The organism is Rhodococcus sp. 5A-K4 (assembly GCF_046097995.1).
Lineage (GTDB): Bacteria > Actinomycetota > Actinomycetes > Mycobacteriales > Mycobacteriaceae > Rhodococcus_F > Rhodococcus_F erythropolis.
Map to the genome: position 1 here is coordinate 303,158 of NZ_JBJURM010000006.1, position 14,879 is coordinate 318,036.

General features: G+C 61.7%; 14 protein-coding genes. 6 read left to right on the plus strand and 8 right to left on the minus strand.

The features are described from left to right. Nucleotides 1-202 precede the first annotated feature (202 nt). The 5 genes from ACKAMS_RS11195 to ACKAMS_RS11215 all read left to right on the plus strand — a co-directional run bounded on the left by ACKAMS_RS11195 (nt 203) and on the right by ACKAMS_RS11215 (nt 5,394). Entirely contained in the window at nt 203-1,549 is a 1,347-nt protein-coding gene (locus ACKAMS_RS11195) for a hypothetical protein (RefSeq protein ID WP_218747506.1), read from the plus strand. Further along, nucleotides 1,550-1,711, plus strand: coding sequence for a GTP-binding protein (locus tag ACKAMS_RS11200; protein WP_408989049.1), 162 nt, complete (start codon nt 1,550-1,552; stop codon nt 1,709-1,711). It abuts the gene before it with no gap. Between the two features lie 49 nt (nt 1,712-1,760). Next, nucleotides 1,761-2,735: an SMP-30/gluconolactonase/LRE family protein gene (locus ACKAMS_RS11205; RefSeq protein WP_408989043.1), complete on the plus strand. Its 975-nt coding sequence runs from the start codon at nt 1,761-1,763 to the stop codon at nt 2,733-2,735. Nucleotides 2,736-2,825: 90 nt separating this feature from the next. Beyond that, on the plus strand, nt 2,826-4,643 hold the full coding sequence (locus ACKAMS_RS11210; protein ID WP_408989044.1) for an ABC transporter substrate-binding protein/permease: 1,818 nt from the start codon (nt 2,826-2,828) through the stop codon (nt 4,641-4,643). A 4-nt stretch (nt 4,644-4,647) separates the two neighbouring features. Further along, nucleotides 4,648-5,394, plus strand: coding sequence for an amino acid ABC transporter ATP-binding protein (locus ACKAMS_RS11215; protein WP_019746137.1), 747 nt, complete (start codon nt 4,648-4,650; stop codon nt 5,392-5,394). Here ACKAMS_RS11215 and ACKAMS_RS11220 read toward each other — a convergent pair. The 7 genes from ACKAMS_RS11220 to ACKAMS_RS11250 all read right to left on the minus strand — a co-directional run bounded on the left by ACKAMS_RS11220 (nt 5,380) and on the right by ACKAMS_RS11250 (nt 10,865). Beyond that, nucleotides 5,380-6,561 (minus strand): RNA polymerase sigma factor, encoded by a 1,182-nt coding sequence (locus ACKAMS_RS11220; RefSeq protein WP_029256772.1) that lies wholly within the window; start codon nt 6,559-6,561, stop codon nt 5,380-5,382. The two genes, ACKAMS_RS11215 and ACKAMS_RS11220, sit on opposite strands and share 15 nt — an antisense overlap. An 8-nt stretch (nt 6,562-6,569) precedes the next feature. Beyond that, complete coding sequence (locus tag ACKAMS_RS11225) at nt 6,570-6,977, minus strand: YciI family protein (protein WP_021346141.1); 408 nt, start codon at nt 6,975-6,977, stop codon at nt 6,570-6,572. Nucleotides 6,978-7,130: 153 nt separating this feature from the next. Further along, the gene (locus ACKAMS_RS11230) at nt 7,131-7,745 is read right to left on the minus strand and encodes a response regulator transcription factor (RefSeq protein WP_211918891.1); all 615 of its coding nucleotides are present in this window, start codon (nt 7,743-7,745) and stop codon (nt 7,131-7,133) included. Further along, nucleotides 7,742-8,884, minus strand: coding sequence for a sensor histidine kinase (locus ACKAMS_RS11235; RefSeq protein WP_269576603.1), 1,143 nt, complete (start codon nt 8,882-8,884; stop codon nt 7,742-7,744). The genes ACKAMS_RS11230 and ACKAMS_RS11235 overlap by 4 nt, the downstream gene beginning before the upstream one ends. Nucleotides 8,885-8,905: 21 nt before the next feature. Then, the gene (locus ACKAMS_RS11240) at nt 8,906-9,697 is read right to left on the minus strand and encodes an ABC transporter permease (protein WP_070797551.1); all 792 of its coding nucleotides are present in this window, start codon (nt 9,695-9,697) and stop codon (nt 8,906-8,908) included. Then, complete coding sequence (locus ACKAMS_RS11245) at nt 9,694-10,632, minus strand: ABC transporter ATP-binding protein (RefSeq protein ID WP_019746143.1); 939 nt, start codon at nt 10,630-10,632, stop codon at nt 9,694-9,696. The genes ACKAMS_RS11240 and ACKAMS_RS11245 overlap by 4 nt, the downstream gene beginning before the upstream one ends. Next, on the minus strand, nt 10,629-10,865 hold the full coding sequence (locus ACKAMS_RS11250; RefSeq protein WP_019746144.1) for a hypothetical protein: 237 nt from the start codon (nt 10,863-10,865) through the stop codon (nt 10,629-10,631). The genes ACKAMS_RS11245 and ACKAMS_RS11250 overlap by 4 nt, the downstream gene beginning before the upstream one ends. Before the next feature lie 234 nt (nt 10,866-11,099). Between ACKAMS_RS11250 and ACKAMS_RS11255 the strand changes: the two genes are divergently transcribed. Continuing rightward, nucleotides 11,100-13,181: a PhoX family protein gene (locus tag ACKAMS_RS11255; protein WP_408989045.1), complete on the plus strand. Its 2,082-nt coding sequence runs from the start codon at nt 11,100-11,102 to the stop codon at nt 13,179-13,181. A 79-nt stretch (nt 13,182-13,260) separates the two neighbouring features. Here ACKAMS_RS11255 and ACKAMS_RS11260 read toward each other — a convergent pair. Then, a partial coding sequence (locus ACKAMS_RS11260) for an isopeptide-forming domain-containing fimbrial protein (RefSeq protein ID WP_408989046.1) occupies nt 13,261-14,879 on the minus strand: 1,619 nt, incomplete at its 5' end.

Below are 14,879 nucleotides of genomic sequence, written 5' to 3' on the forward strand. Positions count from 1 at the left end.
TTCCTCCACACTTCTGACTGTCGACCGAGTCCGGACGATTGCTACGCGACAGCATCTGACCAAGCAATGCTGCCATTGTCGTCTGTTCAGATGAAATTTCTTCAACCTCGGTCATTTATCTGAAAATGATTGCTACCCTCCACAGACTATTTCTGAACACAATCTTCCGGCATCAATTGCGTAAGACTTTGAGGAGTAACCTATGTCCCAGGCGCGGTCGAAGCCGTGGATTCTATTTTCACTCCTGCTGATTTCGGCGTTATCGGCGGGATGCTCCGAAGCTCGCAACATCGACGCGTCGAACCCTTCTCCGACCTCGATTCCATCCGTTTCCAGCTATTCCTCAAATCAGAACAGCACCTCGACAGTGATGCCACCAGAGAAGTCGATCCCAAAATCCGTCCAAGTTCCAGAAGATGAACATACAAATGACACTTTCACGATCAATCGAAGTCCTGGAACCTTCTCCCTGGGGTGCAACAACAGTGAAGAGTTACCCAAGGACGGTGTAGTCTTCGACTCTCTGAGTGGAAAATTCTTTCCCCTACCCATACCATCTGTTACGTCGTCCGAAGAGCTTGTGAAAGCGTATTGCACAGTAGCTGGACCACCGGACCGCCTCCGCATCATTTACATCCTGTCCCTCCGCATTCCCGCGTCGGGACTCGAGGTCGAAAAACCCCTAACCAGAACTGTCTCGTATGCACTGGATACACCAGGTGCAGTTGCGAATTACGCGTGGCCAGCACCGATCGGAACTTCGATCGACGAAATTGCTGCGACCAATTTCGGATTTATCGTACGCGTTGGTAACAATTTCACGGGCTTCGATCTCGACACCCTAGAGCCGACATGGGAGCGTAACGATGGCCCAGTCTACGACTCGAGCTTCAACGGGTTGGCCTTTGTTCGCGAGATAGGTTTCGAGAGTGGGCTGAAGGTAGTCATCAACGACGCCTCAACTGGGTCGGAGCTTCAGAATCTGAGCGGATTCCAGCGAGCCACCGAAGGAAAGGACTTTCAAGGGCAGTCCAATTATGGCTGGTTCCTGAGGCATGGATACAAGAACCCGGACAACGACGTCTTCTACTTCGACGCTTCTTCGAAGAAGTTGATCGGACCGTTATCGCCCTATGCGGAGGGGATGCAGCGACATGGTGACCTATTATTAACATACCGTCGGGACAATGTCGATAAGAACAACTTTATCAACATATTCGATATTAAAAAGAATGACTACGTGCTACGTAAAATTGGTTCTGAAGTTTCCGGTCTGAACTTCAGCGAAATCTACGTTGCAGGAAACTATCTTTACATCAAGAACGACACCGAGAGTTCCGTCACCGACCTTCGAACGCTCACCAAAGTGTCTCAGGGGTGGAGCGCGCGACCGATGGATCTAATCGGCACGGATTGGATCTTGTCAATCAAAGGGCCGGTGACAAATCAGTATGTCAATTGCTTCGACGGGGATGGTTTCTATATGTGCAAAGAGCGAGCGGTCTTGGTGCACAGCCCGAACGGGGCCTACCCAGGTCCTTGGTACTGACTGCCTGTCGGTGACTGCCGACAAGAACTCGTCTTCATCGGCCAATCCATCGACCCGTCTCGACTGCACCGAGAACTCGACGCGTGTCTACTCACCACAGCCGAGATCGAACTCGGGCCAGACGTGTGGACCACCTGGAGCGACCCCCTGGGCGTCGGCTAAACCGACCAGACCGTTTGATATTGGTCCGATTTGCCGTAAGTTGTGCGCAATGGGGCTATCACGCAACCGAACTCGGGCGTTGTTGATCGTCGCGGCAATCGCAGCCGGGACCGCTGCCGCGGTGACGCCGGCGGAAGCCACCTGGACAACCGCGCCGATGTGCGGCGATTGGCAGGTCGAGACCGTAGCCCAGGGGTTGGAACAGCTCGAGAACCTCGAGACCGATGACAACGGCGGGTTCTACCTCTCCGGCGAGTCGAAGATCTATCACGTCGACGCCGAAGGACAGGTACGAACCGTCCTCGACGGCATTGCTGCTCCTGGCGGTTTGCAGCTCGACGGTTCGAGGCTGTCCTTCCTCACCAGACAGGACGGCAAGCTGTGGCAACTGGACACCACGACGGATCAGCTGTCCGCCCCCGCCGACTTCGCGGGCAACGGCTTGCTCCGCCTACCTGACGGCGATCTGCTGACCACGTGGGTCGGAACGGAGGGCGGCCCGTCGAAGGGCGTGTCACGCTATCAACATGACTCCCGAACCGTCGTACCCAATTGGGCCGCAGTGCCACGTTCGGAGGGGCTCGCGCTCAGTCCGGATCATCGAGCCGTGTACACCGATGATCTGTTCACAGGTCAGATCATTCGAGTCCCTGTGGATACCCCTGATGCGTGGGCCGTTGTCGCAACCGTCCCGAGCCCGGTACCCGGTCTCGACGATCTGACCGTGTCGCGGGATGGGATGCTCTACGTCGCTGCTCACCTCGAGGGCGCGATCTATCGTGTAGATCCCGAGACCGGGAAGTCCTGCGTCGTCGCTTCGGGTCTGTCGGGTGGGTGGACCGGGCCGAGTTCAGTGCGTATCGGCCGGGACGGCGACGGCCGGGCCGATACGTCACCGGCTTCGACGGGACACTGCGCCGCCTGGTACCTCCGGCGGGCGTCGAACTCGCACCGGTTCGGTAACTCCGTTCTCTTCGAGACGGGATTCTCCGACCTGGCGATACTTAAAATCACGCTGATTTGAAGGCATGCCCGCAGCGCAGCGGCCGCTTGTCCGAAAACTGTCAACAGTTCTACACGGAGAAATGGCTACCCTTAGGTTTACGCTGCTCGCATGTTTTCTTCCGTCGCAGCGAAGATCCGCCTGGTGGTGGCACTGCTCCTCACTGCCCTCCTGGCGTTGACTCTGTCATCGTGCTCGAGTGGCTCGGATTCGTCGGCAGCCCCCACAGACCTGTGTGCACCTCCAGGAGTGGGAGCCGCAACCGCGGCGCCCACCAATCTGGATGCGGCAGCGGGTGCGGGCGCCGAAGACCGCTACACCACGGCCACCGTCACCCCGGTCTATCGGATCGACACCTCGAAGCTGAACTTGATCAAACCCGGGGTCATCACGGTCGGCACGCTCGGTGACGCGCCCCCGAGCATCTGCGTCAACTCCGAGAATCAGTACACCGGATACGACAACGAGCTGCTGAAGGCCGTCGCGGACAAGCTGGGCCTGAAGGTCGAGTTCGTCGGCACCGAGTTCGCCGGGCTCCTCGCCCAGGTTGCCGGTCGACGCTTCGACGTCGGCTCGTCGTCCATCACCACCACAGACGACCGTCGCAACACCGTCGGCTTCACCAACGGTTACGACTTCGGATACTTCTCCCTCGTCGTGCCTAACGGCAGCCCGATCACCGGCTTCGGAGACCTGGACGCATCAAAGCGCATCGGCGTCGTGCAGGGAACCGTGCAGGACGACTACGTCGTGAACACGCTCAAGCTCGATCCCGTGAAGTTTCCCGACTACGCCACGGCGTACGCGAACCTCAAGTCCGGACAGATCGACGCCTGGGTAGCTCCGTCTCAGCAGGCCGAAGGCGCAATCGCTCCGGGTGACCCGACCTCGATCATCCAGAACACCTTCTCGGTCAACAACTTCGTCGGCTGGGCGGTGAACAAGGAAAACCAGCCGCTGATCGACGCCCTCAACTCCGGCCTCGACGCAGTCATCGACGACGGAACCTGGTCTCAGCTGTACGCCGACTGGGTACCGCGTCAACTCCCTGAAGGCTGGAAGCCCGGATCCAAGGCCGCGGCCACTCCGGAACTGCCCGACTTCGCAGCCATTGCGGCGGAAAACGCAGCAAACGGTGACGGTGGCGATACCGCGTCGTACCAACCTAAGTCGACGCTCGAACAGCTCAAGGACACGTTCTTCGACTGGGATCTGTACAAGAAGGCATTCCCCGATCTCCTCAAGACCGGTCTTCCCAACACCCTGATCCTTGCGCTCGCGTCTGGCATCATCGGCACGGTCCTCGGCATGCTGCTCGCTGTCGCCGGTATCTCGCGCACCCGTTGGCTGCGCTGGCCCGCCCGCGTCTACACCGACATCTTCCGTGGCCTGCCCGCCGTCGTCATCATCTTGATCATCGGGCTCGGAGTCGGACCGATCGTCAAGGGAATCACCGGCAGCAATCCGTACTGGCTCGGTGTCGCGGCGCTGTCGCTGCTCGCGTCGGCATACATCGGTGAGATCTTCAGATCCGGTATCCAGAGCGTCGAGTCCGGGCAGCTCGAGGCTTCCCGCGCCCTCGGCTTCAGCTACCGCAAGTCCATGTCGCTGGTCGTCATCCCGCAGGGTGTACGACGCGTTCTGCCGGCGTTGATGAACCAGTTCATCTCGCTGATCAAGGACTCGTCGCTGATCTACTTCCTCGGTCTCCTCGTCACCCAGCGGGAACTCTTTGCCGTCGGACGTGATCTCAACGCCCAGACCGGCAGCCTGTCCCCGCTCGTTGCGGCAGGCTTGTTCTACCTTGCTCTGACCATCCCGCTGACGCACCTCGTCAACTACATCGACAACCGGCTCCGGACCGGACGCGCCGACACTTCAGGCACGTTGGATCCGCTCGAGCAGGCCATCGTCGTGGAAAGGGGCTGAGGACATGACCACCAGCTCTGAACTGAAGTCCGTATCGCTCACCGGCAAGGACCTGCATCTGTCCTTCGGTGCCAACAAGGTGCTTCGCGGCGTCAACCTGCACGTCGACGCCGGAAACACCGTCACCGTCATCGGGCCCTCGGGTTCGGGCAAGTCGACTCTCCTGCGCGTGCTGAACCGTCTGCACGAGCCTGAGCAGGGTGACGTGCTGCTCGACGGGAAGTCCGTCTTGAAGGACAATCCCGACGAGCTTCGCCAACGAATCGGCATGGTGTTCCAGCACTTCAACCTGTTCCCGCACAAGACCGTCGCCGAGAACATCGCGCTCGGGCCGAACAAGCTCAAGGGGTTGTCCAAGGAACAAGCTCGGGCGCTCGCGCTCGAGCAGCTGGATCTGGTGGGGCTCAAGGAGAAGGCGGACTCGCGGCCCGGCAACCTTTCCGGTGGTCAGCAGCAGCGCGTCGCCATTGCCCGCGCCTTGGCGATGAAGCCCGAGGTCATGTTCTTCGACGAGGCGACGTCAGCTCTCGACCCCGAACTGGTCAAGGGCGTTCTGGCGTTGATGGCCGATCTCGCGAAGTCCGGTATGACCATGGTCGTCGTGACGCACGAAATGGGCTTCGCGCGTTCCGTTTCCGACAAGGTGCTCTTCATGGACCGCGGCGCCGTTGTCGAAACCGGTACTCCGGAACAGCTTTTCGACGATCCCGAGACCGATCGACTGCAGGCGTTCCTGTCACAGGTTCTCTGACCCAGGACGCTTCAGAGATCGACGGGCGTTGGTCCTCGACGCCTGAAGCATCAGATGGTCACGTTCGGCGAGGTTGGATGCCTTGTGCGCTGCATCGGCATACAACCTCGCCGCCGTCTCCACGTCTCCGTCGCGTTCACGGAGATAGGCCTCGACTGCGGCATGGCGTGGAAGTGAATCGTCCAGCGCTGCAAGAGCTGCCAAGCCGGCGCGTGGTCCGTCTGCCTCGCCGACGGCCACCGCTCGGTTGAGCCGGACGATCGGGCTGTCGGTCAGGGCTGCGAGTTCGTCGTACCACTCCACGATCTGCACCCAATCGGTCTCGTCTGCTGTGAGAGCGTCGGCATGAAGTGCGGCAATCGCGGCCTGGGCTTGGAACTCGCCCAGTCGGTCGCGAGCGAGGGCTCCCTGAAGGATCACGACCCCTTCCGCGATCGTCTCGGTGTCCCACCGTCCGCGGTCCTGCTCGGCAAGCGGAACCAGGCTGCCGTCTGCGGCAGTGCGCGCGGCGCGGCGAGCGTGATGAAGCAGCATCAGAGCGAGCAACCCCGCCACCTCGGGATGATCGATCGCAGCGGCGAGCTGCCGGGTGAGCCTGATGGCCTCGGCAGCCAGGTCGACGTCGCCGGAGTACCCCTCGTTGAAGACCAGATAAAGGACACGTAGAACGGTGGCGACATCGCCGGGCTGCTCGAACCGCACGCCGGAGACCGTGCGCTTGGCTCGGCTGATGCGCTGAGCCATCGTCGCTTCGGGCACCAGGTAGGCCTGCGCAATCTGGCGAGTGGTCAGCCCGCCGACAGCGCGCAGCGTGAGTGCAACGGCGGACGACGGCGTCAACGACGGGTGAGCGCACAGAAAGTAGAGCTGGAGTGTGTCGTCCACGCCCGGCACCGACCCGCTGACCGGCCGCTCGCCTGGCTGCTCGTCAACCAGAAACTCCCGCTTGCGACGAGCCGCATCCGACCGGATCCCGTCGAGGAACCGCCGCCAGGCCACTGTGACCAGCCAGCCCTTCGGGTCCCGCGGCGGGTTGTCCGGCCAGGTCCTGACCGCCTCGAGCAGAGCATCCTGCACGGCATCCTCGGCCGACGCGAAATCTGCTCCGCGGCGGACGAGGATGCCGAGCACGCTCGGAGTCAGACTTCGAAGCAGCGCGTCGTCCATGAGAGTCGTCAGTCCGTGATGGTCGGCGGCTCGGTCAGGAACGGGCGCAGTTCGAGCCATTCGTGAATCGGCTTCCCGCCTGCGCCGGGCGCGGCCGAGAGCTCCCCGGCCAATTCGACGGCTCGGTCGTAGTTGTCGACGTCGATCACCATCCAGCCGGCAATGAGGTCCTTGGTTTCCGCGAACGGACCGTCGGTGACCGGCGGGCGACCCTCACCGTCGTACCGGACAAAGGTGCCCTCAGGAGCGAGAGCCTGACCGTCGACGAACTCGCCCGCCTTCTCGAGCCGATCCGCGAAGTCCTGCATGTACTTCACGTGGGCCGTGATCTCTTCCGGTGTCCACTGGTCCATCGGCACGTCGTTGACTGCAGCCGGAGCGCCGCGGTAGTGCTTGAGCAGCAAGTACTTGGCCATCGTGAATCTCCTCTGTGTCGGTGCCACCCATTCTGGTCGCACTTCACTACAGGGACGAAGCAAGTCGGGGATTCTCGACATTGCAGGGCCTTCGGCCCTGTGCGCCTTTTTGGTAGTCCCCGCAACCAGAAAGGCGCACGGGGGCCGGAGGCCCTAAATCCACCCCTGCCGGCGGGCGATCACTGCAGCTTCGTGCCGATTGGCCGCACCGAGTTTGGTGACAGCTGACGACAAATAGTTTCGGGTGGTACCCGCAGACAGATGTGCCCGGGAAGCGATCTGCTCGATGGATGCCCCGTCGGCCGCGTATTCGAGTACGTCCGCCTCGCGCGGAGTAAGCGGTGAGTCGCCGGCGCCGATCGCCTCGGCAGCCAACGACGGGTCGACGTACCTCCCGCCGGCATGGACGCTGCGGACCACCTCGGCGAGCGTCGCCGCAGGCGTCGTCTTCGGTAGAAACCCGCGGACACCTGCTGACAGTGCCTTCTTCAGGTACCCAGGACGCCCGTGGCTCGTCACGATGATCGAGACGCACCCCGAGACCGTCTGCGCAATCTGTTGCGCCGTCTCGATGCCGTCGATACCCGCCATCTGAAGGTCGAGCACAGCTACGTCAGGTTGATGCTTTGCAGCAGCGATCACGGCATCCTCGCCGGATTCGGCTTCTGCCACGACAATGATGTCGTCCTCGAGCGACAACATCATGGCCAGAGCCGAGCGGATCAGGTTCTCGTCGTCGGCCAGCAGTACCTTGATCGGCTCGGTCACCGAGACTCCTTCGTTCGGGACGGAAAGTGGGCGGTGAGGGTGAAGCGATCTTCGTCCTGCGCGGTTTCGACAGTTCCTCCGACGGCGCCGACGCGCTCGCGCAATCCGTTCAGACCGGTTCCGTTGTTCGGCTCTGCGATCCGTGCGCCGTCGTTGGCAATCACGACGCCGTCCGCGGACACCTCGATGCTGCAATTCTCGGCACTGGAGTGCCGGAGAATGTTGGTCACGCCTTCACGGACGACCCACGCGGCGGCCTCGGCCAGTTCCACCGGCAGTTGATCTGCCGATCCACGTATCGCGGTGGAGATTCCGGCGGCCTCGAGCAGAGACTGCGCACCGGCCAGCTCCGACGCCAAGGCGATGGACCGGTATCCCCGAACCAACTCGCGCGCTTCGTCGAGAGAATCTTGCGCAAGTTCGCGTACTTCGTCCATCTGCGCGGCTGCACGATCGTCGCCGCGTCGTGAAAGTGTCGCTGCTAGTTCGCTTTTCACCGCAATTGCAGACAGTGCCCGCCCGACGACGTCATGGAGATCGCGCGAAAATCGCAATCGCTCCTCGGCGACGGACAGGGCAGCGGCAGCTCCGCGAGCCTCGTCCAATTCGGTGACCATGCGAAGCAGCCACACCGACATGTAGACGGTCAGCCCCATGAAGGCGGCGACGATTCCGACGGACACGCCGCTTTCCGGACCCGCAAGCAGTCCCAGTACAACCCCGGCGGCCACCGAGCCCACGATCAGCCAGCGCAACGACGTCAACCCGGCAAGGGGCACGACAAGGATTGCCGCCAGCCAGAAGTACGGACCGTTCTCGCCATTGCTTCCCAAGGCGATTCCCGCCGAGCAGAACGCCGACAACGTCATCACGGCAAGAGGAATCTGGACGGGCTTGGCCACGACTCCACCCAGATCTGGCATCCGAGACACGGCGATGGCGCACGCAACGGCACTGATCCCGAGGAAGACACCCGACAGGTACCGATCCGCAACGATCTCGGTGACCGCACCGAAGCCACCGAAAACCACTGCGACCATGATGAACGATTGCCGCGTGTAGAGGCGAACCTTGTCGACGTTCGACGCGGTTCGCCACGTCCGTCTCGGATTCCAGCGTCCGAAGTTCTGCGCGATCATGCCCACTACCTTCTCAGAGTTCTACGAACGCGGTTCCCAGCGGAAGTGGACGTTCGCGATCAGAACCGAACCGACGATCCACGCCAGCATGACCAACAGCGGTTGCCCAGCCGAACCGAAGGTGTCGACAAATCCGGCCGCCGCACCGGGCGCATCGCCCAGATCAGCCAGTTCGCCAGTGGTCCGCCCCAGCCATCCGAGATTGAGAAGGTCGACTACTGCGGCCAGCGGAGTGAAATCGAGAATGCGAGCAATGTTGTCCGGCACGACATTCCTGATCGAGGACATACCTGCCGTCGCCAGAATCAGAATCGGCATGCAGGTGATCTGCGCCGCCTCTGCATTTCGCGTGACAGCCGAAGTGATCAACGCCAGCGCCGTGAAGAGCGCGGCGCCGCCGATCACCGCGACCAGCACCAGCACCGGATTGACCGGGGCACTGCCGCCCAGAACCATCACAGCGATTCCGATGACCACCGTCAACAGCGCGGTGAGAACCCACGACGGCACTGCCGGGCCCGCCAGGATCTCGGCGTCGCTGCATTCCCCGGTCCGTAGTCGCTTGAGAACCAACTCGTCACGACGCGTCGCGTACACCGACAGCAAGTTGTAGAAGACCACGAAGACGAGAAGGAACAGCGCAAATACCTCGAGGCCTGCCGACACCGACTTGTCCGACAGCCCGCCGTCTCGCGACAGGTACAGCATTCCCACGGGAAAGATCAGCGGGAGGACGATTGCATTGAAGAGCAACAGTCGATTTCGTCCCAGGAGCGTGAACTCCGAACGAGACAGGGTTGCGATGCGGTTCATGCCGACGCTCCTTCGAGAGTTGCGTGATGATCGAATTGGTCTGCAATGGAGAGGAATACTGTCTCCAGGGACGCCGCTCGGGCATCCAAGCCGGTCAGCAAGACATCATTGTGCTGCGCCCACAGCAGCAGTTCCGTCAGCGTCTCCTGGACGGTGCGAGTGGTGATCAGCACCAGATCGTTTTCGACGCGCACCTCGGCGCCGGCCAGCGCTGGGAGCGGAAGGCCTGGGCGGTGCAGTTTGATCTGGGCGGGATGATCTGCGACGACGTCCGCCACGGTTCCGCTGCGCACGACCGATCCACGGTGCATGATCGCCAATTGGTCGCACAAGGATTCAGCTTCGTCGAGATAGTGCGTCGTCAACATGATGGTGACGCCCGACGCTTTCAAGTCAGCGATCAATTGCCAAGTGTTACGACGACTTTCGGGATCCAAACCAGTAGTCGGTTCGTCGAGGAACAGTACGAGTGGCCGGCCGATGATCGCGCACGCCAGATCCAGTCGGCGCGCTTCACCGCCCGAGAGGAACTTCACGCGGGTATCGCCACGGTCACGCATGTCCACGCGCTCGAGCACCTCGTCGACGGGAAGCGGATTCGAGCACGTTCCGGCCCACATCGCCAAACTCTCACGAGCAGTCAGGTCTTGGGGAAGCCCACCCTTCTGGAGCATGATGCCAAGCGACGGTCGAATCTGCTTGCGGTTGCGCACCGGATCCATTCCCAGAACGCGCACCGTACCGGCGCTGGCTCGTGAAAGGCCCTGAATCACTTCGAGAGTGGATGTCTTGCCGGCACCGTTTGTTCCGAGGAGGCCGAACAGCTCGCCTTCCTGAACACTCAGATCCAGATTGCGAACAGCATCGAACGCCTCCTTGCCGGAGCCGTAGCGCCGCGACATTCCGACTACGTCGATCACGGGATCGCCCTTCATCGCTGCGCCTCCTCTCGGTTCCAGCTGCGCAGTCCGATCGTGAATCGAATGCCCGCGTAGACCGCGAGAGCGGCAACAAGAATCCAGGACACCGGATTGGAGCCGATGATCGCGAATACCCCTCCGATGATCGCGATGTTCACCACGATCACAACAAGTTCGCGGCCCATCGTGGGTGCGGGTCCGATGTCCATCAGGTCCGTCAGGAGGCTTCCCTCATGTGGTTCTCTCATGCCTCCAAGCCTCGCGGGAAGTCCGCGACGAGAACAGTGCACAGCGTCATCACCTGCGGTGACACCGTCATGGATCGGCGATGACAAATGTCATGCGACGTCCCCGCGGGGACGCGTCGTAAATTGCAGGTAAGGGTCGCCTCGTTGTTTTGCCGTTCATTTTTACGTTCCTTTACCCTCGCTTAGAGCTTCTACGGTTCCCGAAGTCCGTACATCGAATCTCGGGAGTTCACGGTGGCTATCAAGCCTTTGGCCTTGTTCGTCAAACACGACGGCGTGTCTGCACGCGCGTCGATCACCTGCCAGTACAAGTGCGGAAACGCGTGCTCTCATGAGGTCCCCAACACCTCGGGCGGCGAATACTTCCGCGATATCGCACGCACGGCACTGACTCGTCGCGGCATGCTCCGGGGCAGCGGCATGGCAGTGCTCGCGGTGGGGGCGGGCAGCGCCCTCGTCGCATGTTCGGACGAATCCGCAAGTGCCGAACCGGGAACCGGTTCGACGAGCGGCAGCAGCGGCGGAACCACACCAGCGGGGACGAACTTCGACGCCGTCGCGCCCAACAAGGAAGACAAGGTCACCGTCCCTGACGGATACGATCAGGCCGTCGTCATCCGTTGGGGTGACGCCGTTCTCGCCGGAGCCCCGGCCTTCGACTTCGACAAGCAGACTGCGGCAGCACAGGAACTGCAGTTCGGATTCAACAACGACTTCGCCGGATTGCTCCCGGTCGACGGGCAGCCCAACACCTACCTCCTCGTGGTCAATCACGAATACTCCACCGAGCCGGCGATGTTCCGCGGCTACGATGCGGAGAACCCGACCGAGGAGCAGTTCAAGATCGGCCTGGCCAGCCACGGACTGTCGGTCGTCCAGGTCAAGGGCGAATCCGACAACGGCAAGCTGGTACCGGAGATCGGATCGAACAACCGCCGCATCACCGGAACCACGGAGTTTGTCGTGACCGGCCCCGCTGCAGGTAGCGACTTCCTCAAGACGAGTGCCGATCCCACGGGAACCAAAGTGCTCGGCACCCTCAACAATTGCGCTGGCGGCGTCACACCTTGGGGCACAGTGCTTTCCGGCGAAGAGAACTTCAACCAGTACTTCGCGAACGCCGAGGGTGTCACCGATCCCACGGTGGCAGCACGGCTGAAGCGCTACGGTCTGGCCGGAGCCGCTTCCGAGCGAAAGTGGGAACGCTTCGACAAGCGGTTCGATCTGGTCGCAGAACCCAACGAGGTCAACCGATTCGGATACGTCGTCGAGATCGATCCCTGGGATCCGTCGTCGACTCCGATCAAGCACACAGCGCTCGGACGTTTCAAGCACGAAGCCGCCACCATTTACATCACGTCGGACGGCACCGTCGTTGCCTACAGCGGTGACGACGAGCGCTTCGACTACATGTACAAGTTCGTCTCGAGCCGAAAGATGCAGGACGGCAAGAGTCAGGCAGCCATGCGCCACAACATGACTCTGCTCGACGCCGGAACACTGTACGTTGCAAAGCTCAGCGGAAACTCCGCCGGCGAGATCGACGGAACCGGCAAACTCCCGTCGGACGGCAAGTTCGACGGAACCGGCGAGTGGGTAGCCATCCTGCGCACCGGCGAAGACGGCAAGGGCGAATCGCTGGTAGACGGTATGAGCGCCGAAGAGGTCGCCGTCTTCACCCGCCAGGCCGGTGACAAGGTCGGGGCAACGAAGATGGATCGCCCCGAGGACTTCGAGGCAAACCCGAAGAGCGGCAAGGTTTACGTCGCACTGACCAACAACACCAAGCGCGGAGTCGACGGTGGTGCCGCGGCCGACGAGGCGAACCCGAGGAACAACAACAAGAACGGCCAGGTCCTCGAAATCACCGACGACCACGCCGGCACCACCTTCGGCTGGAATCTTCTTCTCGTCTGCGGAGATCCGGCCACAGCCGATACTTACTTCGGCGGGTTCGACAAGAGCAAGGTCAGCCCCATCTCATGCCCGGACAACCTTGCCTTCGACCCGCACGGCAATCTGTGGATCTCCACCGACGGCAACGCACTCAAGTCCAACGACGGACTGTTCAGCGTTGTCCTCGAAGGCGAAAACCGCGGTGAAACAAAGCAGTTCCTCACCGTTCCCGTCGGCGCCGAAACCTGCGGCCCCATCGTGGACGAGAAGCGCGTCATCGTCTGCGTCCAGCACCCCGGCGAGACCGACGACGCCAGCATCGAAAGCCCCGCATCCCATTGGCCCGACGGTGGCTCCTCCCAGCCTCGCCCGTCGGTAGTTGCAGCCTGGAAGAAGGACGGATCTCGGCTCGGCTCGTAGCACACACGAAAACGACTGTGGGGCAGATCGCATACTCTGCGATCTGCCCCACGTCGTTTACCTCAGATTCTCAAGAGAATCAGTTGTCACCATCCTCGCGACGCTTACGCGTCAGGAGAACAACACCCGTTCCCAGCGCCAGCAGCAGAACCAAACCGCCTGCCGCGAGCAATCCGGTGTTCACGCCACTCTCACCAGCGCCACCACCCGAGTTGATCGTTCCACCCTGAGGAGCAGACGTCGGCGGCTTCGGCTGACCCGGCTGACCCGGGTTTGCTGTCGGCGGCTTCGGCTGTCCCGGAACCGTGCTCGGAACCGGCTGACCCGGAACCGTCGGCGGTACGACGATCGGAGGCACAACGACGATCGGGGGAATGATGATCGTCGGTGTAACCGGCACCGTCGTGTTCGGAACCGTCGTGGTCGGCGGAACTGTCGTGACCGGCGGCGTTGTCGTCGGCGGCGTCGTTGTCGTCACGCCACACGGATCCACAATCTCCTCCGCGACAACTTCTTCTGTCGTGGTCTCCTCTGTGGTGGTCTCCTCCGTGGTGGTGGATTCCTCCGTACCGGTCACATCAGCGTCACCGGCAGTGGTCGCGCTAGCCGTCGTCGTCGCAACCGTTGTGGTCGGAACCATCCGCGTGGTCGTCGTCGGAGGAACACAGGGCTCCGTCGTAACCGGCGGCGTCGTGGTGGTGGTCGTCGGAGGCACCGTGGTGGTGGTCTCCGGCGGGTCCACCGGGTGTTCGGTGCAGAGAGCGTCGCCCGGGACACAGTCCACCGGCGGGTTCTCGCCACCAACCACCAGGTAGTTGTTCAGGACGCCCGGAGTGAATCCGGGACCTGACAACGTTCCGATCTCAGGATTGACCTTGACGGTGTACGTCACCGTCGCGCTCTCACCCTTGGCCAGCTTTCCGGTGACCGTGAAGACGTTGTCGACGACACCCGAAACAACCAGCGTGGAAGTAGTAGCCGGATTCTTCGTCATTACTGCATCGTCGAGAACATCGGTCAGATCGTCGTAGAAGCTGATCTCACCATCCGCGGTGCCCACATTCTTGAACGTGAGCGTGTACGTGATCTCCTGGCCGCCAACCACACGGTTCGTGGTGGACGGGTCAGAGGACTTCAGTACCTCGATTGCGGGAGTGCCATCAACCGGGTGTTCGGTCGTGACCGGCGGAGGGGTGATCTCCGGACCGGTCGGCGGCTTCGCAGTACCGGTGACCTTGTTGTTGATCAGAACCCCGCCGGCAACACCGTCGTTGATCTTCACCTGATAGGTCAGAACAACCGACTTACCGGCTTCGAGTGCACCGGTCCAGGAGAGCGTGGTGCCCTCGAGGGTCGGCGCAGTCGCGTCGACACCGTCGACAGTTGCCTTGAGCGAACCGTCCACCAACGCCGCATTGTCGAGAACCTTCGACAGATCATCGGTCAACACCACCGGATCAAGGGTCGTGTTACCCGTGTTCGCACCCGTCACCGTGTACGTGATCGTCTGACCAGCAGCAACATTGGTACCCGAGACCGGATCCGCAGTCTTCGCGACCGTGAACCCCGGAACCTTCACCGGGTGCTCGGTCGTGACCGGCGGAGGAGTGATCTCCGGACCGGTCGGCGGCTTCGCAGTACCCGTGACCTTGTTGTTGACCAGAACCCCGCCGGCAACACCGTCGTTGACCTTCACCT